The sequence below is a fragment of the Comamonas sp. SY3 genome, assembly GCF_041730275.1.
Lineage (GTDB): Bacteria > Pseudomonadota > Gammaproteobacteria > Burkholderiales > Burkholderiaceae_C > Comamonas > Comamonas sediminis.
The window spans coordinates 97,154-119,087 of sequence record NZ_JBGTYN010000001.1 but is presented as its reverse complement, the minus strand read 5'-3'; the positions used below and the strand labels follow the sequence as shown (position 1 = coordinate 119,087).

The 21,934-nt window shown below is 63.3% G+C and carries 14 protein-coding genes and 1 pseudogene; 2 read left to right on the top strand and 13 right to left on the bottom strand.

Annotation, left to right across the window (positions count from 1 at the left end):
- Positions 1-968: 968 nt before the first annotated feature.
- Entirely contained in the window at positions 969-1,364 is a 396-nt protein-coding gene (locus ACCQ08_RS00470; RefSeq protein ID WP_373448548.1) for a hypothetical protein, read from the top strand.
- Positions 1,365-1,687: 323 nt separating this feature from the next.
- Here ACCQ08_RS00470 and ACCQ08_RS00465 read toward each other — a convergent pair whose 3' ends face one another.
- The 5 genes from ACCQ08_RS00465 to ACCQ08_RS00445 form a co-directional block, all read right to left on the bottom strand.
- Entirely contained in the window at positions 1,688-2,476 is a 789-nt protein-coding gene (locus tag ACCQ08_RS00465; protein ID WP_373448547.1) for a nucleotidyltransferase domain-containing protein, read from the bottom strand.
- A 37-nt stretch (positions 2,477-2,513) separates the two neighbouring features.
- The gene (locus ACCQ08_RS00460; protein WP_373448546.1) at positions 2,514-5,126 is read right to left on the bottom strand and encodes a TonB-dependent siderophore receptor; all 2,613 of its coding nucleotides are present in this window, start codon (positions 5,124-5,126) and stop codon (positions 2,514-2,516) included.
- 97 nt (positions 5,127-5,223) lie between these two features.
- Entirely contained in the window at positions 5,224-6,243 is a 1,020-nt protein-coding gene (locus ACCQ08_RS00455; RefSeq protein WP_373448545.1) for a FecR domain-containing protein, read from the bottom strand.
- Positions 6,244-6,247: 4 nt separating this feature from the next.
- Entirely contained in the window at positions 6,248-6,760 is a 513-nt protein-coding gene (locus tag ACCQ08_RS00450; protein ID WP_373448544.1) for a sigma-70 family RNA polymerase sigma factor, read from the bottom strand.
- Positions 6,761-6,913: 153 nt separating this feature from the next.
- Positions 6,914-7,546 carry a response regulator transcription factor gene (locus tag ACCQ08_RS00445; RefSeq protein ID WP_133855691.1) on the bottom strand — a complete coding sequence of 211 codons (633 nt, stop codon included), beginning with the start codon at positions 7,544-7,546 and terminating at the stop codon, positions 6,914-6,916.
- A 498-nt stretch (positions 7,547-8,044) separates the two neighbouring features.
- Between ACCQ08_RS00445 and ACCQ08_RS00440 the strand changes: the two genes are divergently transcribed.
- Positions 8,045-8,413 carry a response regulator gene (locus tag ACCQ08_RS00440; RefSeq protein ID WP_239811484.1) on the top strand — a complete coding sequence of 123 codons (369 nt, stop codon included), beginning with the start codon at positions 8,045-8,047 and terminating at the stop codon, positions 8,411-8,413.
- A gap of 177 nt (positions 8,414-8,590) precedes the next feature.
- On the opposite strand, the gene ACCQ08_RS00435 is transcribed toward ACCQ08_RS00440, so the two are convergent.
- The 8 genes and pseudogenes from ACCQ08_RS00435 to ACCQ08_RS00400 form a co-directional block, all read right to left on the bottom strand.
- Complete coding sequence (locus ACCQ08_RS00435; protein ID WP_312409515.1) at positions 8,591-9,721, bottom strand: hybrid sensor histidine kinase/response regulator; 1,131 nt, start codon at positions 9,719-9,721, stop codon at positions 8,591-8,593.
- Between the two features lie 72 nt (positions 9,722-9,793).
- Positions 9,794-10,636, bottom strand: coding sequence for a protein-glutamate O-methyltransferase CheR (locus tag ACCQ08_RS00430; protein WP_373448823.1), 843 nt, complete (start codon positions 10,634-10,636; stop codon positions 9,794-9,796).
- A gap of 7 nt (positions 10,637-10,643) precedes the next feature.
- Entirely contained in the window at positions 10,644-14,240 is a 3,597-nt protein-coding gene (locus ACCQ08_RS00425) for a response regulator (RefSeq protein ID WP_373448543.1), read from the bottom strand.
- Positions 14,241-14,980: 740 nt separating this feature from the next.
- A complete protein-coding gene (locus ACCQ08_RS00420; RefSeq protein WP_373448542.1) occupies positions 14,981-15,853 on the bottom strand; it encodes an autotransporter outer membrane beta-barrel domain-containing protein in 873 nt (290 codons plus the stop codon).
- The gene (locus ACCQ08_RS00415) at positions 15,838-16,623 is read right to left on the bottom strand and encodes a hypothetical protein (protein WP_373448541.1); all 786 of its coding nucleotides are present in this window, start codon (positions 16,621-16,623) and stop codon (positions 15,838-15,840) included. Before ACCQ08_RS00415 ends, ACCQ08_RS00420 begins: the two co-directional genes overlap by 16 nt.
- A gap of 282 nt (positions 16,624-16,905) precedes the next feature.
- Positions 16,906-18,846: an autotransporter outer membrane beta-barrel domain-containing protein gene (locus tag ACCQ08_RS00410; RefSeq protein WP_373448540.1), complete on the bottom strand. Its 1,941-nt coding sequence runs from the start codon at positions 18,844-18,846 to the stop codon at positions 16,906-16,908.
- 1,245 nt (positions 18,847-20,091) lie between these two features.
- Positions 20,092-21,627 (bottom strand): autotransporter outer membrane beta-barrel domain-containing protein, encoded by a 1,536-nt coding sequence (locus ACCQ08_RS00405; protein ID WP_373448822.1) that lies wholly within the window; start codon positions 21,625-21,627, stop codon positions 20,092-20,094.
- A 24-nt stretch (positions 21,628-21,651) separates the two neighbouring features.
- A pseudogene (locus tag ACCQ08_RS00400) lies at positions 21,652-21,894 on the bottom strand (hypothetical protein); the annotation flags it as partial.
- Between the last annotated feature and the right edge of the window lie 40 nt (positions 21,895-21,934).

Genomic DNA, 21,934 nt, shown 5'->3' with positions numbered 1-21,934 from the left:
GCCATGCCATTTCTGCCGTGCTACAGTCATGGCGCTGCGCCCGTAAAGCGCAGCCGGGATTGGTCTCCCGTTGAATCCTCTGCGACGTAAGCCGCAGTACCCGCAATGGAATGCGGCTTTGTCAGTCGTGCCCCCTTTTATGGCGGCTCGACAGGCAGGCGCAAGCCTGGCTGGTTCTCGCAAGAGGGTTCCCAGTAGACCAACCTGTCGAGCTGCCGCCCTGATTGGTCTCGGAGTGGTGGTTTTTGTAAACCGAACCCTCCTGGAGTCCACCATGGCTCAGTCTTTTCCTGTGCGCATTTCCGCGCCCATCTTCTCCGTAGGCGAAACTGCCCAAATCCAACGGCATGCCGACGCGCGCAACGCGCTGAATATGGCTGCAAACCCACTGCACGCACACCGCAACCGGTGCCTGATTGGAGCGTCATCATGACTAGCAAGCCCAACATTGCCGCCTGTGCAGCTACCAGCTCGGATACCAAAAGAACAAGCGCAGACCCGCACTGCAGACCTGGGCAGACAATGCCATTCCTGCCGTGCTACAGTTGTGCCGCTGCGCCAGTAAAGCGCAGCCGGGATTGGCGTCCCGTTGAATCTCCACGACGTAGGCCGTGGTCTCTATTTCGCAGAGTCTGCGGCTTCCTTGTCTGTGCCCCAGTTTATGGTGGCTCGGATGGGGGAGCGAAAGCTCCGCCGGTTCTCGCAGGAGGTTCCCGGTACGCCAACCTGTTCGAGCCACCGCCTTCCATTGGCGTGGGAAGTGGTGGTTTTAGCAAACCGAACCACCTGGAGTCCACCATGGCTCATTCTTCTCCTGGGCGCATCTCCGCGCCCATCTCCCTAGGCGAGACCGCCCACATCCAACGGCATGCCGACGCGCACAACGCGTTGAATAGGGCCATCTACCAGCTGTGCCCGCCACAACCTGGCGGTTCCACCGCAAGCATCCCGAGCCAGGAGGCGTCCTCATGAACAGCTCGACCACAACCGCCGCGTGTGCGGATGCCAGCTCGGATACCTCCCGCTTGGATACGGCCCATGCCGCTGCCCTCCAGGCGATCGCAGACCAGGGCGAGCCGCCTTTGGACATTCACGACATTTGCAGGCGCCGCAGGGCCTGCGGCTTGACGGAAGACCTGGCGCTGACCGAGTGCGAAGCCCAAGCGATCAACACACGCTTGTATGGCATGAGTGCGATAGCGGCGCTGCTGGTGGGCGCCGATGAGGAGGGCGCATTCAAGCTGAGCCGGTGGCTGCAAGGGGGACTGCACAGCGCTTTGTATGCCTTGACCGAGGATGCCCAGGCGGTGCTGCACCGTGCCCATGAGAAAGCTGCCGAAGCGCCCAGAGGCAGCGCAGCATAAATCTCAGCGCTGGGGATGCTCTGCCGACCCCTCGCCAAGCGGCACGGATGCGGATCGCCCGAGCCTGCATTCAGACCACGGCAGGGAGTTTCGCAGAGGGTGCTTAACGCCCAGGCATGGGCTACCAAGGGGCCGATAACGCCGAGCCACACCGCTCTACATCCCCCAGCGAGGCCGAGCTCTTTGTCGCGGATGGAGGCGAGGCTGACGGGCCCTTGCACAGTCTGCTGGATGTTGCCAAACACGGGGCGGACCATGGCTTGCTGGTCAACAGCAAACTGCGCGCCTGGCGCATGCGCTGAGCCAGGCGGCTGCAGGTCAGATCAGGCACAAGCAGGTGCTTGCGCCTGCCCTTGCATCCACGCGATGAAGGCCTCCAACTGCGCATTGAAGTCCTCCGTCGATGCGGTCGGCGCCTCGGCCTGCCGCAAAAAGAACGCGGCCCGCTCGGCCATGTCCGGAAAGCGCTCCGAGAAATACCGCACATAGTCCTCCAGCGACCGGGGCCAGCCGCCACCCTCTGCAGGGCGCAGCACATTGGTGGCGCGGACCAGTTTTCTGGCGGCTTCCTTTTGCAGCCGCCGGAGGGTCGCCAGCTCCTGCGCGGCAGCGATGCTGGCGATGTAGCCTTGGAGTACCTGCACATAGTCGCCATTGACGGCCCGGGCCACTGCAGCAGATGGCGCAAAAGCCGCAAACTGCAGGCCCAGATCCGCGCCATGGATGCAGCGGCATTCATGCTTGAGCCAGTAGCCCCAGCTATACAAATGGGCGGGATTGCGTATATCGGCCAGCACGCCGATATCGAAATCGACCTTGCTCACTTCCGGGTGGCACGCTTGCAGCGCCAGGCGTTGCTGCTCCGGCAAAGCCGCCTCGTCGGCTGCCAGCGGCCGGGTCAACACCAAGGTCAGATCCAAGTCTGAGACGCCAGGCCTGGCCTGCGCCCGGGCCACGCTGCCGTAGAGGTAGACGCTGTGCAGCAATGGCCCCAGCGCCTGCTGCAGGCTGGCCAGCGCATCCTCTACCAATGCTACAAACGCCGGCTGCAGCGGGCGGGAGGGGAGCAGGTCAATCGTCGTGGCGCAGGAGCTGTCAGGTGCGCGGGTCATGCGGGGCAGCATAGCGCAGAGCGGCTATCCGCCAGCCTCAGAACTGGTAACGCGCAGTCAGCATCACATGGCGCGGCTCGCCATAGACATTGCTGGGGAACGTCGCCGTGCCGGACAAGGCGTTGTAGTAGGTCTTGTCAAACAGGTTGTTGATGTTCAGGCGCAGGTCCAGCTGTGGCGTGGCCTGCCAGCCGATCACCAGGTCGGCAATGGCATAGGCATGCTGGCGGATGTTAAAGGGCACGCCGCTCGTGGTGCCCTGGTTGTAGATACCACCCTGGCGGTAGACCGTGCCACCAATGCGCCAGCCCTGCATCGCGCCCGCCAGGCGGTACATGGTCGAGAGCTTGAACAAATGCCGGGGTGTGTCGGTATCAAACAGCGCGCCCACATTGGCGGCGGTGGCATCCTTGCGGTAGCGCGCAATGGCCACGGTGTAGCCGGCGCCCAGCTGCCAGTTGGGGGTGAGCGCGCCTTGCAGCTCCAGCTCCACACCCTGGCTGCGCACCTCGCCAGCAGCGGCATAGCAGGTGGTGGCGGGGTAGCTGGCGCACTGGGTCTGGTCGCTGGCGCGGTAGGCGCGGTTTTGCTGGTCCATGCGGAAGACGGCGGCCGACGCATTCAGGCTGCCGTTGAAGTACTCGCCCTTGATGCCCAGCTCATAGTTGCGGCCCACCACCGGGCTCAGCAGCTGGTTGCTTGCATCCAGATAGTTCTGTGGCTTGAAGATATCGGTGTAGCTGGCGTACAGCGAATGCTGGTCGTTCAGGTCGTAGACCAGGCCGGCGTACTTGCTCAGGCGGTGTTCGATCTCGTAGCGGTTGTGGGCGCTGACGGATGGCGTGTTCGCGGCAAAGTTCGGGTAGGTGTTGACAGTGTCCCGGTAGTCAAACCAGTCCACCCGGCCACCGACGATGAGCTTGAGGCGGTCGGCCAGGTTCAGCCGCGTGGTGGCGTACAGGCTTTGCTGGGTGATCTTGGCGTCCATCCAGTCGCGCAGCGGAATCTTCGGGTCGGCCACGGCGCCGGGGTTAAAGCTGTGCAGATCGAGGTTGCTGTTGAGCACCAGGCCCTGGCGGCTGTTGCCATTAAAGTCGATATGGCGGTAGCTGGCGCCCAGCACCAGCGCATGCTGGCGGCCCAGCAGCGCAAACGGGCCGTTGGCATACAGGTTGATGCTCGATTGCTTTTCCTGGTGCGCATTGCGCGCGCCCAGCTGGCTGTAGAGGCCGGTGGTCAGGTTGTGGCTCAGGTAGTGGCCCTGCATGTCCATCTCGGCCTGTGCGTAGTAGGCCGACAGCTGCAGGCGCCAGTCATTGTCAAAGCGGTGGTCCAGCCCGAGGAACGCCGAGTTCGTGGTCTTGTCCCAGTGCTCCCAGTCATTGGCGTACGAGGTGGAGCGGGGCAGGCCCAGGTCGCTGCCATCGCTGGCCACCGTCAGGCCGGTAAAGCCATTGCCATGCAGCTTGCTCTCCTGGTGCAGCGCGCTCAGGGTCAACGTGGTGCGGGCGGTCAGGTCCTTCTCCACAATGCCGTACAAGGTCTGGCCCTGGCTGCTTTCGCCGCGTTTGTAGCTGCCGTAGTCCTGCGTGGCCGCCACCAGCCGGCCGCGCAGGCTGCCGTCGTCCGACAGCGGCCCAGCGGCATCGAGCTCGGCGCGGTAACGGTCCCAGCTGCCGGCGCTGACGCTCGCCGATATCTGCCGCTCCCGGGTGGGCCGCTTGCGCACCAGGTTGATCGCGGCTGACGGGTTGCCTGCCCCCTGCGACAAGCCGGTGGCGCCGCGCACAATCTCCACCCGGTCGTAAATGGCCATGTCGGTGGCCAGCAGGTCCTGCGACAGGTTGGAGCTGTCCAGGCTCACCGGCAGGCCGTCGTACATGATGTTGTCCACATACATGCCGCGCGCAAAGAACGACGCGCGCTCGGGCCCAAAGCGCCGGTAGGTCAGTCCGGGCGCCGTCTGCACCACATCATTGACCGTTGCCAGCCCCTGGTCCTGGATGCGCTCGCGGGTGACCACGGTCACCGCCTGCGGCGTCTCGCGCATCGACAGGTTCAGGCGCGTTGCCGTGCGCATGCTGCCTGTCGTGTACGACTGCGTGCCCTCGGTGCGGCCATCGCTGCTGCCCAGGCCTGGGGCCGTGCTGGTCACGGTGATCTGCGGCAAGGTGTAGCTGGCAGTTGCATCGGCGCTGGCTGCTGCAGCCGCTGGCGCGCTTGCCGTGCTGCCCGTGCTGCCCGTGCTGCCCGTGCCAGTGGCCCGCAGCACATAGGCGCCATTGTCCAGCTGCACCGCCTGCAGGCCCGTGCCTTCCAGCAGCAAGGCCAAGGCCTCGGCCACCGTGTGGCGGCCGCTCAGGCCTGCGGTCTGCCTGCCATCGCTTTGCGCTGCGGTAAAGCTCAGCATCGTGTTGGTGCTGCTGGCCAGCTGGCGCAGCGCAGGGGCCAAGGGGCCGGCGGGAATGTGCAGCTCGGCGGTGGCCGTGGCGGCGGTGTTGCTGTCTGTAGGGGCGTTCGCTGTGCTGGGCTGCGCGCTCGCCAGACCTGGCGCACCAGCGCTCAAGCCCAGCGCCATGGCCAGGCAGGCCAGCGCGATAGGGGTGGGGTGGGGGCGCCCTGCGTGGCGGGCGGGTGGCAATGTCGGCATGTGGTTCCTCTGGGCGGGCCTGGGCAAATGCAGGTCCCTCATCAGCTAGGTGCCGCAAGCCAGCGAATCGGGCAGGGTGGAGCGCAAATGTTTTTTCTCAAGCGGACGCGTTGGCCGGCAGTACGGTCACCCAGTAACGGCTGCGCGTGCGCACCTGCACCGGCAGCACACTGGGCAAGGTGGACAGAATGCGGTCGGTATTGCCCAGCGGAAACACCCCCGACAGCCGCAGCCCCGCCACCTGCGGATCGGCCCGCAGCACGCCCGGCCGGTAGCGGCCCAGCTCCGCCAGAAAGTCGTCCAGGCGCTGCGCATCGGCCATCAGCTGGCCCCGAGTCCAGGCCTGCGTTTGCGCATCTACCGCGCTGGGTGCATCGATGGCGCTGTGGCTGAACCGGGTTTGCGCGCCCGCCTGCAGCAAACGCGTGCCGCCCGCGCCATCGCGGCAGCGGATCTCTACCGCGCTCTCCAGCACCGCCACCTCCGTGTGCGCTGCCTGCAGGCGCACGGTAAACCGGGTGCCAAGCGCGCGAATGCTGCCCTGGGCTGTCTCCACCAGCAGCGGGCGCGGATCGGCGGCAGCGCCCAGCGCATGGGCGGTCGTCACCATGATCTCCCCGGCCACCAGCACAAGGCGGCGCTCTGTTGCGTCAAAGCGCAGGTTCAGCGCGCTGCCGGTGTTCAGCAGCAGCTGGGTGCCGTCGGCCAGCACCAGCTGGCGCTGCTCGCCGGTGGCGCTGCGGTAATCGGCCACCTGGCGCTGCCAGGCGGTGGTGCGCGATGCCAGCAGGCCCGCACCAGTAGCGAGGCCGCCCCACAGCAGCAGGCGCGTGGCACGCCGGCGCGCGTCCGATACCGGCTTGCGCTCGCCCCTGGCCGTCAGCGCGGTGTAGGCCGGGTGCGGGCCCAAGGCCTTCATGCGGCCGGTCACGGCTTCGATATGCTGCCAGGCGGCCTCATGGTCGGCATGGGCCTGGCGCCAGGCGGTCCACTGCTGCTGCTCTTCAGTGCCGGCATCACCGGACATCAACACGGTCAGCCAGTCCGCAGCGGCATCGGCCGTGGCCCGGCTGATCACGCGGCCGCCGGGCAGGGTTACGGTGGGGGAGGCAGGCATGCGGCTACAGCGCCATCGCAAACAGGCATTCGCGGTTGGCCCGGGCCAGGTACTGCTTGACCGAGCTGGTGGACACCGCCAGCTTGCCGGCAATCTCGGCATAGCTCAGCCCGGCCAGGTGGGCCAGCAAAAAGGCCTCGCGCACCTTGGGGGGCAGGCCGTCCAGCACCCTGTCTATCTCTTGCAGGCTTTGCACTGCGATCAGCTGGGTCTCGGGCGATGGGGCCAGCGCCTCGGGCAAGCAGGCCAGCGCTTCCAGGTAAGCGCGCTCCAGCAGCTGCCGGCGGTGGCGGTGGGCCACCAGCCGCTTGGCAATGGTCGCCAGAAAAGGCCGGGGCTCGCGGATCGCTTCGCGGGGGGTGGCGCTGGACAGCAGGCTGACAAAGGTGTCCTGCGCCAGATCGGCCGCTGCAAAGCTGTCGCCCAGACGCCTGCGCAGCCACTGCTGCAGCCAGGTGCTGTGCGCAGCGTAGAGGCCGCTCAAGTCATCGTCGATGGAGAGATCCGGGGAGGGCATGCGCGCAGCACCAAGCAATGTCAAATGAGAATTAATCGCATTGTATGCAGCTCTGCAAGGCAGCGTGCGGCACAGGGCCAAGCAAGCGCCGCGCCCCACCAACGACAACGCCACCCGAAGGTGGCGTGTGTTGGAGCGGGGAGGGGAGGGCGATCAGCTGATCAAGCCATTCTTCAGCGCATAGTAGGTCAGGTCGCTGTTGGAGTTCAGGGTCATCTTCTCCATCAGGCGGGTGCGGTAGGTGCTGACGGTCTTGACGCTCAGCGACAGCTGCTCGGCCACATTGCTGGCGGTTTCGCCCTGGGCCAGCTTCAGAAACACCTGGAACTCGCGCTCGGACAGGTGCTCGTGCGGCGGCGCATCGTCCTTGCGGCCCAGCTGCTGGGCCAGCAGGTTGGCGACCATCGGGGTCAGGTAGCGCTTGCCCAGCGAGATGGTGCGAATCGCTTCGACAATCTCGCTCGGGTCGCATTCCTTGTTCAGGTAGCCGTTGACACCCTGGCGGATCAGGTTGATCGCGTAATGCTCGGCCGGGTAGCCGCTCAGGATCAGAATGCCCATGTCGGGCTCCTTGGCGCGCAACATCGTCAGTGCATCAATACCGCTTTGGCCCGGCATCGACAGGTCCATCACCAGCACGTCAATCGATTCATTGCGTACCAGGTCAATGGCTTCCCGTCCGTTGGAAGCCTCTCCTACGACGCGGATATCTACGAAATCCGCCAGAAATTGCTTCAGCCCCGAGCGAACGATGGCGTGGTCATCGACAAGTCCTACGTTGATCATTGGTCTTCCTTGGTGGCGGCAGCACAGCGTTGGCTGGCTTGCTCGCGGTCTTCTTTGAAACGGCGCAACCGGACCGGATAACCGCAGGTGGGATACAGCAAGCCTTGTGAATGCGGCCTGCAGATAATGCGAATATTACGCGCTGCGAGAATATCCAGAGCCGTCTTGCTTATTTATAAATTTGATATCGGGTATTGACCTGCCGCAATGGTCAGGTGAATACCCTTATTCAAAAGCCTCAATGGCCAGAACCTCATTTTAACGATGGTTTGCAAACTGCTTGTGGGTGCGCGCAAACGGTCATTGTCAGAATAGGACTACAGCCCCAAATCCGATTTTTGCCAGGGGTTTTCGGGGTACCACGCATATTTTCTGAAACCGTCCTGTGCTATATTCCAGCGGCATAAAAAGAAAATGTCCTACAAGGATAAATTTCTTCATGCAAATCTCAGACTGCAATAGCTTTTATTGCAATACACATTGATTATTGGGTTTGCAATGCGAATAGTTTACATAGAAGACAACGATGAACTGCGAGAGACGATTGGCTGTCTCATGGAAGGGCCGGGCCGCAGCGTGACCTGCTGCGCCAATGCAGAAGAAGCGCTGCAACTCGATGGCCAAGCGCCGTTTGACCTGGTGGTGACCGATGTCAGCCTGCCCGGCCAATCGGGCACCGATCTGGCGCAAAGTCTGCTTCAGCAGGCGCCCCAGCGCTGGATTGTGCTGTGCAGCGGCTATGACCTGGGGCACTACCCCAGCCAGTGGGGCCCGAACGTGCGCACCTTGCTCAAACCGTTCGAGATCGAAGAGCTGGAAGATCTGCTGGGCCACATCCAGACCCAGCACACCGGCACCCTACAATAAGTACCAGCCGGAGCGCACCGGTCCAGCCGGGCGCCCGGTGCGGCGCCCGCCCAATCACAGGGCGCCACCCGCGACGGACCTGCCGCCTCCCAGCCGCTTGCGTTCCCCACCCCCCGAATGACCGCCGCTGGCCCGAACCCCTGTTCAGGCCAGCGCAGCGCATAGCGCCCAGGCGCGCTACAGCAGCGCCTGGCGGTGCGATGCCAGCGGCTGGCGCGGCAGCCGCAGCTCAAAGCGGGTCCGCCCGTCTGCGGACTGCACCTGAATGCCGCCCCCATGCGCCCGCGCAATTTGCTGCGCAATATAGAGGCCCAGACCCAGACCTTCGCTCTGGCCGGGCTGGCGCTCCCCGCCGCGAAACGGTTTGAACAAATCGGGCAGCAATGCCGCAGGGATCGTGCCGCCGTTCTCGATGCCCACGACCACCTCCGCCGCTGCGCTGCCATCGATGGTCACGGTGATCGGCTCGTCTGCCGTGCCATGCTTGAGGGCATTGCCCAGAATATTGCCGATGACCTGCGCCAGGCGCTCGCTGTCCCAGCGGCCTTCGGTGCCGCCCAGCGCCTCGTAGTGCAGCACCCGGTCTGCCGCGCTGTGGCGCGCGTCATCGACCGCCGCTGCGCAGAGGCTGGCCAGGTCCATGTCGGTCAGCGTCAGCCGCAGGCCGCCGGCCTGGCGGATGCGGGTCACATCGAGCAGGTCCTCCACCATGCGTCCCATGCGCTGGCTGTTGCTCAGCAGCCGCTCGGCCAGTTCCTCGTTTCTGCTGGCATCGGGCTGGCGCTTGAGCAGGCTGGCGGTCACCTTGATCGACTGCAGCGGCGTGCGCAGATCGTGGCTGAGCACGGCCATGAACATCTCGTTGACGCGCAGCGCCTCGGTACGCTCCTGCAACTGCTGGGCCAGCTCCTGCTTGCGGCGGTGCAGCTCAAAGAAGATGCTGACCTTGGCACTGAGCATGTCCGGGTCGATCGGCTTGTACAGAAAATCGACCGCGCCGCTCTCGTAGCCCTGGAACTGCCAGTTCTGCTCGTGCGTGCCCGCCGTCATGAAGATCAGCGGAATATGGCGCGTGCGCTCGCTGCCCCGGATCAGCGCCGCCAGGTCAAAGCCGTTCATCTCGGGCATCTGCACATCCAGCAGCGCCAGCGCGATATCGCTGTGCTGCAGCAGCAGCTCCAGCGCCTCGCGGGCCGAGTGCGCCTTGAGGAACTGCACCCCATCGCGTTGGAGCAGCGCTTCCAGCGCGACCAGGTTCTGCGGAATGTCGTCAACGATCAGGCACTTGATGCCGTCAGTGGTGTTCATGAACTACAACTCAAAACAATCCCCGCAGCACCCTGCAGCGCCTGCTGCCCGCCCCGGGGGATATTTTATAAACTACTCAAGGGTTGGTTTCTTTTGGTATATTTTTTCAACCGTCGCCACATCTTCAAATGCCGCTGCCTGGTTCGAGAAACGCAGCGATTCCTTCATCCCCAGGCCCAGAAAACCGCGATGGCACAGCGACTGCCGGAAAAGGTCCAGCGCCCGGTTCTGTAAATCCGAGTCAAAATAAATCAGCACATTGCGGCAGGATATCAAATGCATTTCCGCAAATACGCTGTCGGTCGCCAGGCTGTGGTCGGCAAACACCATGTTCTTGCGCAATTCCTTGTCCAGCACAATATGGCCGTAGTGCGCGGTGTAATAATCGGCGAGCGAATGCTTGCAGCCCGCGCGCAGGTAATTCTGCGAGAACGATTCGGCGCGCTCGATCGCAAAAATCCCTTGCTCGGCCATGCGCAGCGCCTGCGAGTTGATATCGGTCGCATAGATCAGGCTGCGCTCGAGCAGGCCTTCCTCGTGCAGCAGGATCGCCAGCGAGTACACCTCCTCGCCGGTGCTGCAGCCCGCCACCCAGATCTTCAGCGACGGGTAGGTGCGCAAGAGCGGCACCACCTCGCGGCGCAGCGCCAGAAAATACGCCGGGTCGCGGAACATGTCGCTGACCTGCACCGTCAGATAACCCAGGAGCGCGGTGAACGCCGCCGGGTCATGCATGATCCGGTCCTGCAGCTGCGACAGGGTCTTGCAGCCAAAGGAGACCAGCGCTGCCTCCAGCCCGCGTTTGATCGAGCCCTGCGCATAACCGCGAAAATCATAGTGGTAACGGTAATAAATACCGTCGAGCAGCAGGCGCTGCTCAATCTCGGCAGTCTCGGCCTTCTTGCGTAATGGCATCGGCGTTTTACTTGGGCATCCACACCCGCACCAGGGACAGCAGTTTCTCCACGTCCAGCGGCTTGGCAATGTAATCGTTGGCACCGGCGGCCAGGCATTTTTCCTGGTCGTCCTTCATGGCCTTGGCGGTCAGCGCAATGATCGGCAGGCGCTTCAAATGCGGGCGGCTGCGTATTTCGCGCATGGCGGTATAGCCGTCCATCTCCGGCATCATGATGTCCATCAGCACCAGGTCCACGGCACTGTCCTCGCGGTCCAGCGCCTCCAGCGCTTCGCGGCCATTGCGGGCAATGTCCACGCTGATGCCGGTCGGCTCCAGGATGCTGGTCAGCGCAAACACGTTGCGTACATCGTCTTCCACCACCAGCACCTTGCGGCCTTCGAGCGCCGCCTCGCGGCTGCGTGCCTGGGCCAGCATCTGCTGGTGTTCGGGCGACAGGCGCGACTCGACCTGGTGCAGGAACAGGGTCACCTCGTCGAGCAGGCGCTCGGGCGAGCGCGCATCCTTGATGATGATCGAGTGCGAGAAGCGGCGCAGCTGCGTCTCCTCGTCGCGCGACAGCGCGCGGCCGGTGTAGACGATCACCGGCGGGAAGGACACGCCATCCTGCTCCGACATGCGCTCGAGCAGCGCAAAGCCGCTCATGTCCGGCAGGTTCAGGTCCATGATCATGCAGTCATAGGTGCCCTGGGCCAGGTACTCCAGCGCCTGGCCGGCGGTGCCGGCGCAGACCACATCGACCTCGCTGTTGCCCAGCAGGCTGTGCACGCTGTCGCGCTGGCGCTCGTCGTCTTCCACCAGCAGCACGCGGTGGATGTTCTGCGTGAACTTGGCCTCCAGGCGCTTGAGGGCCTGGGCCAGTTCCTCGCGCTGCACCGGCTTCAGCGCGTAGCCCAGCGCGCCGCGCACCAGTGCCTCTTGCGAGTAGTCGGCCACCGAGACGATATGCACGGGGATATGGCGCGTGGCCGGGTTGCGCTTGAGCTGGTCCAGCACGCCCAGGCCCGAGAAATCGGGCAGGTTGATGTCCAGCACGATCGCATTGGGCAGGAACTGCACCGCAGCGGCCAGGCCCTCGGCCGCATTGCGCGCCACCTGGCAGCTAAAGCCCATCTCGCGCGCCAGCTCCTGCAGGATGTCGGCAAAACGCGGGTCGTCTTCGACCACCAGCAGGTGGCGGCCCTGGATGATCGTCGGCAGCTCCAGCACGGCCGCCGCCGCCGTGGCCGGGGCGCTGGCAGGCATGCTGTGCGCGGCCGCATCCAAGGTCGCCGTGCTGGCGGTGGCCGATGTGCTTGCAAAGGCCGTTGCAGTATCTGCGGTGTTGGCGGGCTGGAACGCCGCCGTGGCGCGGGGGGCCACAGCGGCCGCTCCGCTCTTGCCCGGCGCCGCCAGCGGAGCTGCCGCAGCTCCGGCTGCCGCCAGCGCTGACGATGCCGAGCGCAGCGCATCGGCCGCCTTCGGTGCCATCGGCACCTCTGCTGCGGGCGTGCCGGCCTTGACCAGCGGCATGTGGAAGCTGAACACGCTGCCCTGGCCCGGCGTGCTCTGCACGGTGATCTGGCCGCCCAGCAGCTGCGCCAGGTCGCGCGCAATCGACAGGCCCAGGCCCGTGCCGCCGTACTTGCGGTGGGTGCTGCCATCGGCCTGCTGGAATGCTTCAAAAATCAGCTGCTGCTGGTGCTCGGGAATGCCGATGCCGGTGTCGTGCACCGCAAACGTCAACGTGCCGGGCTGGTTTTGCGTCAGCTGCAGGTTCACGCTGCCCCGGTCCGTGAACTTGATCGCGTTGGACAGCAGGTTCTTCAGAATCTGGCCCAGGCGCTGGCCATCGGTCTGCGTGTAGGCCGGCACGCCGGGCGCAATATGGCAGGTCAGCGCCAGCCCCTTTTGCTGGGCCATCGGGCGCAGCGGCTCGATCAGCGACTGCATCGCCGTGGCCAGATTGACCGGCTCCAGCACCACGGTCGCCTGGCCGGCCTCGATCTTGGCCAGGTCCAGAATGTCGTTGATCAGCGCCAGCAGGTCGTTGCCGGCCGCGTAGATCGTGTGCGCGTACTTGACCTGCTCGGCCGTCAGGTTGCCCGGCTTGTTGTCGCCCAGCAGCTTGGCCAGGATCAACGTGGAGTTCAGCGGCGTGCGCAGCTCGTGGCTCATGTTGGCCAGGAACTCGCTCTTGTACTGGCTGGCCACTTCCAGCTCGCGCGCCTTGTCGGTCAATGCATCCTTGGCGCGCAGCAGCTGCTCGCGCTGGTGCTCCAGCTTCTGGGTCTGCTCTTCCAGGTAGGCATTGGTCTGCTCCAGCTCCGATTGCTGCTGCTCCATCTGCGCCTGCGAGCGTTGCAGCGCCTGGCTTTGCTGCTCCAGCTCCTCATTGCTGGCGCGCATTTCCTCTTGCTGCACCAGCAGCTCTTCCGATTGCTGGCGCGTCTCTTCCAGCAGTTTCTCCAGGCGCGTGCGGTCCAGCGCCGAGCGCACTGCAACCGCCAGGATCGACGACGCGCCTTCGAGCAGCTCCAGCTCCGCCTGCGTGGTCGGGCGCACAAAGCCCAGCTCGATCAGCGCATGCACCTTGCCGTTCTCGACGGCCGGCGCCAGCACCAGCTCCAGCGGTTGCGACTGCCCGGTGCTGGAGCTGATCTTCAAGTGGCTCTGGTCGAGCCCGCCCACCCGCAGCAGCTTGCCGCTGCGCAGCACCTGCCCGGCCAGGCCTTCGCCGGCCAGCAAATGCTCCTGCAGTGCATCCTTGGGCAGCGCATAGCCGCCAAACAGCTGGTAGCGGTCATCCATGCCATGGCGCGCATAGCCGGCGCCCACCTTGGCGCCCGTGTACGACGCCAGAAAATCCAGCGCCCGCGCGCCCACTTCTTCGAGGCCATGGTCGCCCTGCAGGCGCTGGCCCAGGCCCGACAGCCCGTCGGACACCCAGGTCTGGCGCGCCTTGGCGCGGAACTCGCGCATCGACACCGCCGCCGACGCCAGCACCAGCGCCAGCATCACCAGCGAGCCGCCCCAGGTGATATAGGTCGAGGTGGTGGCCGCCTGCGCCCAGGCGCGGCGGCGCAGGTCCAGCTCATTGTTTTGCAGCAGGTACAGGTCGGCCACCTCGTTGTTGAGGTTGTCCATCACCTGCTTGCCCTTGTCGGTGCGCACCAGCGCCAGCGCCTCATCGCCCCGGCCGGCCTGCTTGAGGTCGATCGTGGCCTCCAGCTCGGCCAGCTTCTGGTGCGCCAGCGTATCGATGGCCTGCACGCGCTCCTGGCGCAGCGGCGCATTGTCGTTGCTGGCCGCGAGCCCGCGCAACTGGCTCTCCAGCGCGTCCTGCGCGCGGCGGTAGGGCGCCAGGTAGGCGGGGTCGCCGGTCAGCAAAAAGCCGCGCTGGCCGGTTTCTGCATCCTTGAGCGATGCGGAGAACTCATTGAGCTGGCGCATCGCCGCCGTCATGCGGCCAATACTGGTTACCGCCTGGGCGCGCACATCGGCCGAGTAGACATTGACGATGGCGATCACCAGCGCGGCGATGGCCGCAGCGGCAAACCCCAGCAGCATCGGCAGCGGCAAGGGAAACAGGCTGCGCGGCTGCGGAGAAGAGGAGTGGGGCATGGAAGGAGGGAGGAGGTAAGGCAGGAACAGGCCGCCGCAAAGCGCGGGCGGGCCGCGCAAATTGTACTTGTACCATTGTTTACAAAGATGTCAGTGAGTTCCTACAAACCAGCAGGTGCTCCCACCGCGTGGGACTGTCCGGCAGGGCCTCCCCGGCCGGACCTGCCCGGCCGGAGGCACACCCGGGCTTTGCAGCTGCGCTGCATAGGTGCCGGCGCCATGCGCCTATCGGCAAGCGGCCATCCAGCACTGCAACGCGGGCGGCGTCGCGCAGGTGTTTTTGCAGGGCTGCCCCAGCCTACCGCATCTGCCAGGCTGCCGAGCCGTATGCAGATGTACGGATGTAGCTAGTTGTATGCGCAACCAAGGCGGTAAAAAAGGGGCCCGCACAAGGCGGGCCCAAAGGTCGTCTTCCTAAGAAGCACTTTTCCTCCCTCCAGAGGAAGTTCGATAATAAATTAAAATTATTACTAACCACGGGCAATAGCTATGAATTATGTAAGTTTTTTGTAAGGTAAACGGCCTAAAATGCCGCCCCCGCCCCGTAAAGCCCCTTCCTGGGGGCCCGCAAACGTTTGCGGATCAACGCCTTAGGCCTGCAGCCGGCAAGGCAGCGCAATTGCAAACTGACTGTTGTAGATGCGCTACCTGGGTATGCAAGCAAAGGTGTGCCTGGGGCACGGTTCCACGGGTGGCGCGCGAGCCGGGGCGGGGCGGCCCACCGGATCGGCAGACGGGTCTCAGTGGGCGCCGTGATGCGGAGCAGGCTGGGGTGCCTCGGCTTCGGACTGCAAGTACCAGTTTTTGCCTTGCTGAATAAGCCGGTAGCGAAAACCGCCGGCTTGCAGATAGCCTGGGTTGGGCAATCGGAACCTGCCATTCGATGCCCCGTCTACCTGCACCACCAAGATGCCGGCCCCCGTCGTTTGGGCGCCGCTGCCGCCCAGGTTGCGGATGTGCAAGGTGGTGGTTCCGCTGGTATCGCCCAGCACCAGCAGCCGTTCAGTGGCTGCATCACTGCCGCCCAGGGCCGTACCCAGTGCGATGCGGCCCCCGTCGCCCCGGTAGTGGTGGCGCACCGTCAGCGTAGCGCTGGTGCCGCTGGCCCCGGTGGTGACGGTGCCTGCATGGGCCAGGCTGTTCAGGCGCGTGCTGTAGCCCTGGGTGTCCAGCGTGGCCCCGCTGGCAATGGTGTAGTCCGATGCATGGCTCAAGCCCGTGGCAGCGCCGGCACGCAGCACCCCGGCCTGGACGCGCGTCACACCCGTGTAATCGTTATCGCCCGTCAGCGTGGTCATGCCGGGCTGGTTGACCGATACCTCGCCCCTGCCGGGACCCGATAGTGAGGGCGAAAACACATAGCTGCCCGAGCGGTCGCGATGGTCAAAGTGCACCGCCCCCAGCCCATCCGCACCAAACAGCACCTGGGGCGCCAGCAACCGGCCCGGTGCGGTCGTGCCTTCCAGATGGATGGCTCCCCGGCCAGCCGGCCGGTGGCCCGGGTTGTGCGCCAGCCGCAGGGCCGTGCCCGCTTCCACCACGCCGCCTTGCCCGATGCGGAGCACCGCAGCGGCGGGGCCGCTGTCGGCCCCCACCGTCAGGTGCGTGCCCACGGCCCATGCCGCACCCGCGCCTGCACAGAAAAATCGCCAAAGCGCAGCCAGGCCTCGCTGCGGCAGTGGATGCGCCCGCCCCGGCTGACCCGCACCGCCGATACCCCCTGGGTGCTGAAAAAACAGTAGCCGGCAGCCAGGGTTGAATCGGCGCCATCCACGTCGACGCGGGCGGTGGCGCCTGGCTGCTCGGCGGTGCTGAGATGGTGGCTGCTGGAGACGGCCGCACCATCGAGCACCCTCAGCGTGCCCTGGCCCGCATCGCCCACCACCAACAAGCCTGCCCGCGCATGGCTATGCCAGGCCGATGCGCGGCCCGCCACGGTCACCAGGCCCTGGCTGCCGGCACGGTGGCCGATGATGGCCTCGCGCGAGAAAAGCTGGGCACCGCTGTGGATGTGCAGCGTTGCGCTGCCCACATCACCCATCGTTATCAGAGGGGAATGCCATTGCGCCCCGGTGGCAAGGGTTGCGAGCCCGCTGCTGCCCGCCTGGGCGCCCACCACCGCTTCGTCGGTGTGCAACACCCCCGCATCCGAGCGCATCTGCAAGCTGCCGCTGCCGGTGTTGCCCACCACCAGCTGCTCAGCGTTGAAGGGGGCGCCCAAGCTGCCCACAAAGGCGGTTGGGCGGGTATCGCCTGCCAGCACCACCGCCTGGCCATGAGCAGTGGCCGGCACCAGCAGCGGAATGAGCAGCGGAGCGAGCAGCTGAACGGGCAGCAGTAACGCCCGTGGTGGCGGGCACAGGAGCGAAGGGATTTTGGGCATGCGTTGCTGGATGGTTGTTGCATCCGGATCGCTGCCTGGTGCAAGCAGCAGCCGTGCCAACCAAGGCACAGGCAAAGGGAAAAGGAAACGGCTGGCACCAGGCATTGAAGCGCAGAACCGTCCCCTGTGGTGCAGCATGGGGGTGCAGCCATGCTGACGCCACAAAAAAAAGCTGGCTGCAGATGCAGCCAGCTTTTGTTGGGGCCACCGGCCAACGGGGCCATCGCCCCAGCTGGCCTGGCTCTCTACCACGGTGACCGCAGGGCCGTCACCTTGGGTGGCTTACACCGCTTTGCGGCTGCGGCGCAGGCCCGCCACGCCGATGAGGGACGAGAGCGACACCATCCCCACCATGCCCAAACCAGGCACCGGCACCGCACCGGCAAAGCCTACGGCGCCATCGTCTTTGAGGTCGTCTGCGCCCAGCGCTGCCTCCCGCTGCGCCGAGGCATCTGCCGCAGGCGCTGCTGCCTCTGCCTCTGCGGCCGCCGCCGCGTTCGCGGTGCCCGCCTTCAATGCTGCCGGCAGGGCCTTTGCCACTGCGCCCTGGCCGGCTGCCAACGCACAGCCCTGTGCCAGCGGGTCAGCTACGCAGGCAGCGCTGTCATCGGCCGCTGCCGCTTTGGCATTGGCGGGCGCCGATTGCAGGTACCAGTTGCGGCCGACCTTGTGCAAGGTATAGCGGTAAGCGCCTGCCTGGATATAGCCAGGGGCGGGGAGGGTGAACTGGCCGTTGGACGCCAACCCAACCTCCACGACCAGAATGCCATTGCCGGTGGTTTGCGCGCCGGTGCCGCCTAGATTGCGGATATGCAGCGTGGAGGTTCCGCTGGTGTCAGCCCTAACTAACAGCTTTTGCGTCGGAGAAGCGTTGCCGCTTAATGCAGCATTGATATGAATATTTCCACCGTAGCCCTGGTAATAGCTGGCAGTGGTCACCGCGCTGGTATTCCCTTGTCCCAAGATCACGGTTCCAGCATTACGCAAACGGACTAAAGCAGGGCTGAATCGATTCATATCCAGCGTACCGCCACGGCTGACGTCATACGACGCGCTGCCCAGCGCTGCCGCAGAGCCAGCGCGCAGCACTCCGGATTGAATGCTGCTCTGTCCGCTGTGGGTGTTGTTGCCTGTCAGAACCGTGGTGCCAGTGCCAACGACGTTGATGGAGCCAGTGCCGCTAATGGAAGGGGTGAATATATAGTTGCCCGAAGAATTGGAGTGCTTGAAGTTAATAATACTTACGCCGTAATTACCGAAGACTACGTTTTGTGTCTTTAATACTCCTGGAGTACCCGCACCCTCGATGTTGAGGGTGCCGCTTCCACCCCAAGAACCGTACGAGTCCACAGCCAAGCGCAGGTTGCCGGCCAAATCGACCACGCTGCCATCGCCAATATTCAGCTCGGCTTTTTCACCACGCTCCCCTCGGGCACCGCGAGATCCAATGGCCTTATTTCCGACGTCTAGGTCTGAGCCTACTACCCACATGGAACCTGCTCCGCTCAGAGAAACCACTCCCGAATGCAGATAATTGTCTTGTCCACAGCGAAATAAGCCGCGATTGGTGATTTTTACTGAGGTTGCGCCTAGCGGACCCAAAGCGCATTCCTTGGCAACTTGCAAGCTGGAGTTGGCGCCATCAATCTCAATATGCCCAGTGCTGGCACTGTCACGTGATGTGAGAAGGCTGTTGTGTACAGATACTGTTCCGCCGTTAATGATTCTCAGTGTGCCTGTTCCTCCATTCATGCCTAAAGTAATGCCGCCGGTAGTGCCAGGCGAGATGCTCCAAGATGATCCTTGTCCATCGACGGTTACCAAACCGGTGCCACCCACGGATTGACCCACCGAAGCATGGTGTGTTATGAGTTTGCCGCCGCTCAAAATATTGAAGACCGCATTGCCAGACCGGCTGATATATATTTGGGACGCATTTAATTGGCTACCGTCTGATATTGTCACTGTTCCAGTGCTTCCCGCGGTTTGTCCGATCGTTGTTTGATTGATGCCCGTGTTGAGCACTGCGCCTGCACTGAGCGCAAGATTCCCAACGTCAAGGTCACCAATGATAAGACTTTGGTTCAGGTCTTGCCGCCCATCAAAATCTCCGCTAGGGAAGGTGTCCCCAGAAAAAGTGATGCTTTGGGCGCTGGCGCCGCCTGCAATCAATGCGCAGGCAAGCAGTATCGGGGTTTGGGATAATTTCAAATTCTTCATCATATTTAATTTTGATGTTGTAAAAAGCTATCGACGGGATTGACGTTGCTTTTGCAGCATGTTTGGCAACGGGCCGGAGCGGTAGGGTAGCTGGATTATTGGAAATATATGAGGATGACTGCCGAGGTCTGGTTGGGTCTAAATGGCGCTATGGACTTAGCACTGCCCACAAAGAGCCTGGGCGTCATAAAAAGAGTTATTGGATTATGTGGGCTGTGGCTTGTGCTCAAATTTCTTCAATAAAGTCATTCGACTGTTCAATTGTGTAAAAGTAAGAAAGTTAGATAAATTTATAAGTAACTTAACTTCAACCCTCTCCTCAGGTGCACTGCACCCACCATCACCGCCTTTTCCCTCACATCGACATATTTGTTTTTCATCATAAAAGTTCTATTTCTTGAATGGAAATATAGACATGTTTGATGCATGTCATGCACAGAATCATGCAAGTCATGCATGGGGACAAAGATTAACACTCGTTATTGATAAAAATTATAAATTTTACTAATTTGATGGACTAATGCGCAGTGCAGAGATAGGCAGTTCTGGTGCTAATAAAGAGCGCAAATCAAATGATTCAATATTGATAAATTGAGGGGTGTCAATGGGTAAGGCGTGACGCGTGTATGGGCCCTCGGTAGAGGGTATTTCTGGAATCGCTGGATGGGCGTTGCGCAGAATTTGCTACGTCTGCGGACAAGAAGGTGTGATTAACCGAGGGGGAGCGGCGCGAATTGCTTACATCTCTGCAAAAGGCTGTAACCGCGTCAACCTAGTGCATGGGGCAGGGCCGCAACAGCCAGGGTGCTTGCTGTGTGGAAAGTGCGATAAATGGCCAGCGCACCAAAGCCCGAACTGCAGTGCAGAGACTTGCTCTGCCTTGTCATTACGCTTGCCCTGGCACTTACCCTTGAAGTCACCCTCACCCTAGCCCTCTCCCGCGCGCGGGAGAGGGGAGAAAACCAATCCCCATTCCCAAACTCTCTCACCTGCTAGCGGGAGGGGAGACAACCAGCCAAGATTCTCCAAAACTCCCTCTCCCGCTTGCGGGAGAGGGCGGGGGTGAGGGTAAAAACCAGCCCAGATCTCTCCCAAACTCCCTCTCCCGCTGGCGGGAGAGGGCAGGGGTGAGGGTGGCAAAAGAAAAGCCCCGTATCCAACGGGGCTCAAAAGCGGGCTATAGAGGCTGGCTATATATCAGCCAGCCACCAGCGCCAGTGCTGATCAGTGACGAAGCCAGCGCAGCGGTTACACCGGTGTGCGATCCTTGCGCACGCGGCGCAGGCCCAACAGACTGAGGATCGACGCCATCGCCATCAGACCTGCGGCGCCCATCGTCGGCACCTTGTGCGGCACGGCGCCACCGCCATTGTCACCACCGCCGTTGTCGCCGCCGCCATCGGAGCGGTCGTCGTCCTTGATGACCACCTGCGCTGCAGGGCCGGTGACGGTGTAGGCATCGGCAACAGTGGGCGGTGCAATCGCGAGTTCAGCGGTGACATCGCCATCGTCTGCGGTGGTATTGGCCACGGCGGTGATCGTGCACGAGGCTTCCGTCGCATTGGCCGGCACAACGATGGGCGAGGTGCAGGTGGTGGTGTAGCGCGGGTTGGCGCCGGGCACGGTCAGGTTGATGCTCAGGTCAGCGGTGGCCGCGGTGCTCAGCGACACCGTGCAGGTGGCGACCTGGCCCTCTGCATCGGTCAGCTCGGCAGGGCTGCAGACGACGCTGGCGGCCGGTGCATTTTCAGCACGCGCCTCGCTCACCAGGTACCAGTTGTTGCCGGTCTTGACCAGGTCGTAGCGGAAGGTGCCCGCTTGCACATAGCCGGGCGCAGGCAGGCTGAACGTGCCGTTCGATGCGCCATTGACCTGCACGACCAGAATGCCTGCACCGCTGGTGGCAGCGCCCGTACCGCCCAGGTTGGTGATGTTCAAGGTGGTGGTGCCGCTGGTGTCGCCGTTGATGATCAGCTTTTCCGTGGCCGAGTTGCTGTCGCCCAGGGCCGTGTTCAACGCAACGCTGCCGCCATTGCTGCTGTAGTTGCCAGTCACGGTCAGCGTGCCAGTCGTACCGCCGGCGGTCATCGTCACCGTACCCGCATTGCTCAGGCTTTTCACCGTCGGGCTGAAGGTATGGGTATCCAGGGTGCTACCGCTGGCCAACACAAAGTCAGACGCAGCGCTGAACCCCGTGGGTGAATCTGCGCGCAAAGTGCCCGCTTCGATCGACGTGGTGCCGCTGTAGCTGTTATCTCCTGCCAGTCGGGTCGTCCCGCCGCCCCGCACATAGACCTTGCCCGGCCCTGTCATCGGCGTGGCAAGTTGGTAGTTGCCGGATGTGTCGCTGTGGTTGAGATTGATAACGCCTGATTCATTCGGGCTAAATACCAGGCTGGATGCGGTCAGCGCTCCGGGTGTGGTGCTGCCGTCAATAGTGATGGTGGCGCTGGTCGGTATCGTCGCATCCGCAAAACTTGGCACTTCCATCGTGCCGCCCATCTCTACCGCGCTGCCTTCGCCAATATTCAGGGTGGAGTGCATATCGGTGCTGCCAGCCATATAGAGGTCGGTGCCGATCACCCATTTTGAACTGGCCCCTGCCAGTGTGACGCTGCCGAATCCAATAACACCATGCTGGCCGCAACGAACCGTGCCGCCATTGGCAATGCGCATGGTCGTGGTGTCCGATCCGCCCATGGCGCAAAACCCATCATTGGACAGCGTCGAATTTGCACCATCTACCTCGATCACCGCAACCGAATCTTGAGAATTCGAGGTCATCAGGTCTCTGTTATTGGTTATCGATCCGCCGTTCGTAACCCTCAAGGTGCCTGAGCCCTGTCCCTGACCAATGACTAAACCTGTATTAAAGGGCACAGAGATCGCCCACGAGGAGCCGGCGCCATCCACCGTCGCTGTGCCATTGCCGCCGGGCGCCTGGCCCAGCAATACATCAGTAGACGTCAACTTGCCGCCACCGCGTATATCCAATGCCCCCGCGCTGGTGTTACCGACAATGATGCGGGCAGTATCGTAGCTGGCACCCATCTCGCCTGCCGGCGTGGAATCTCCGGTGATCGAGATGGTT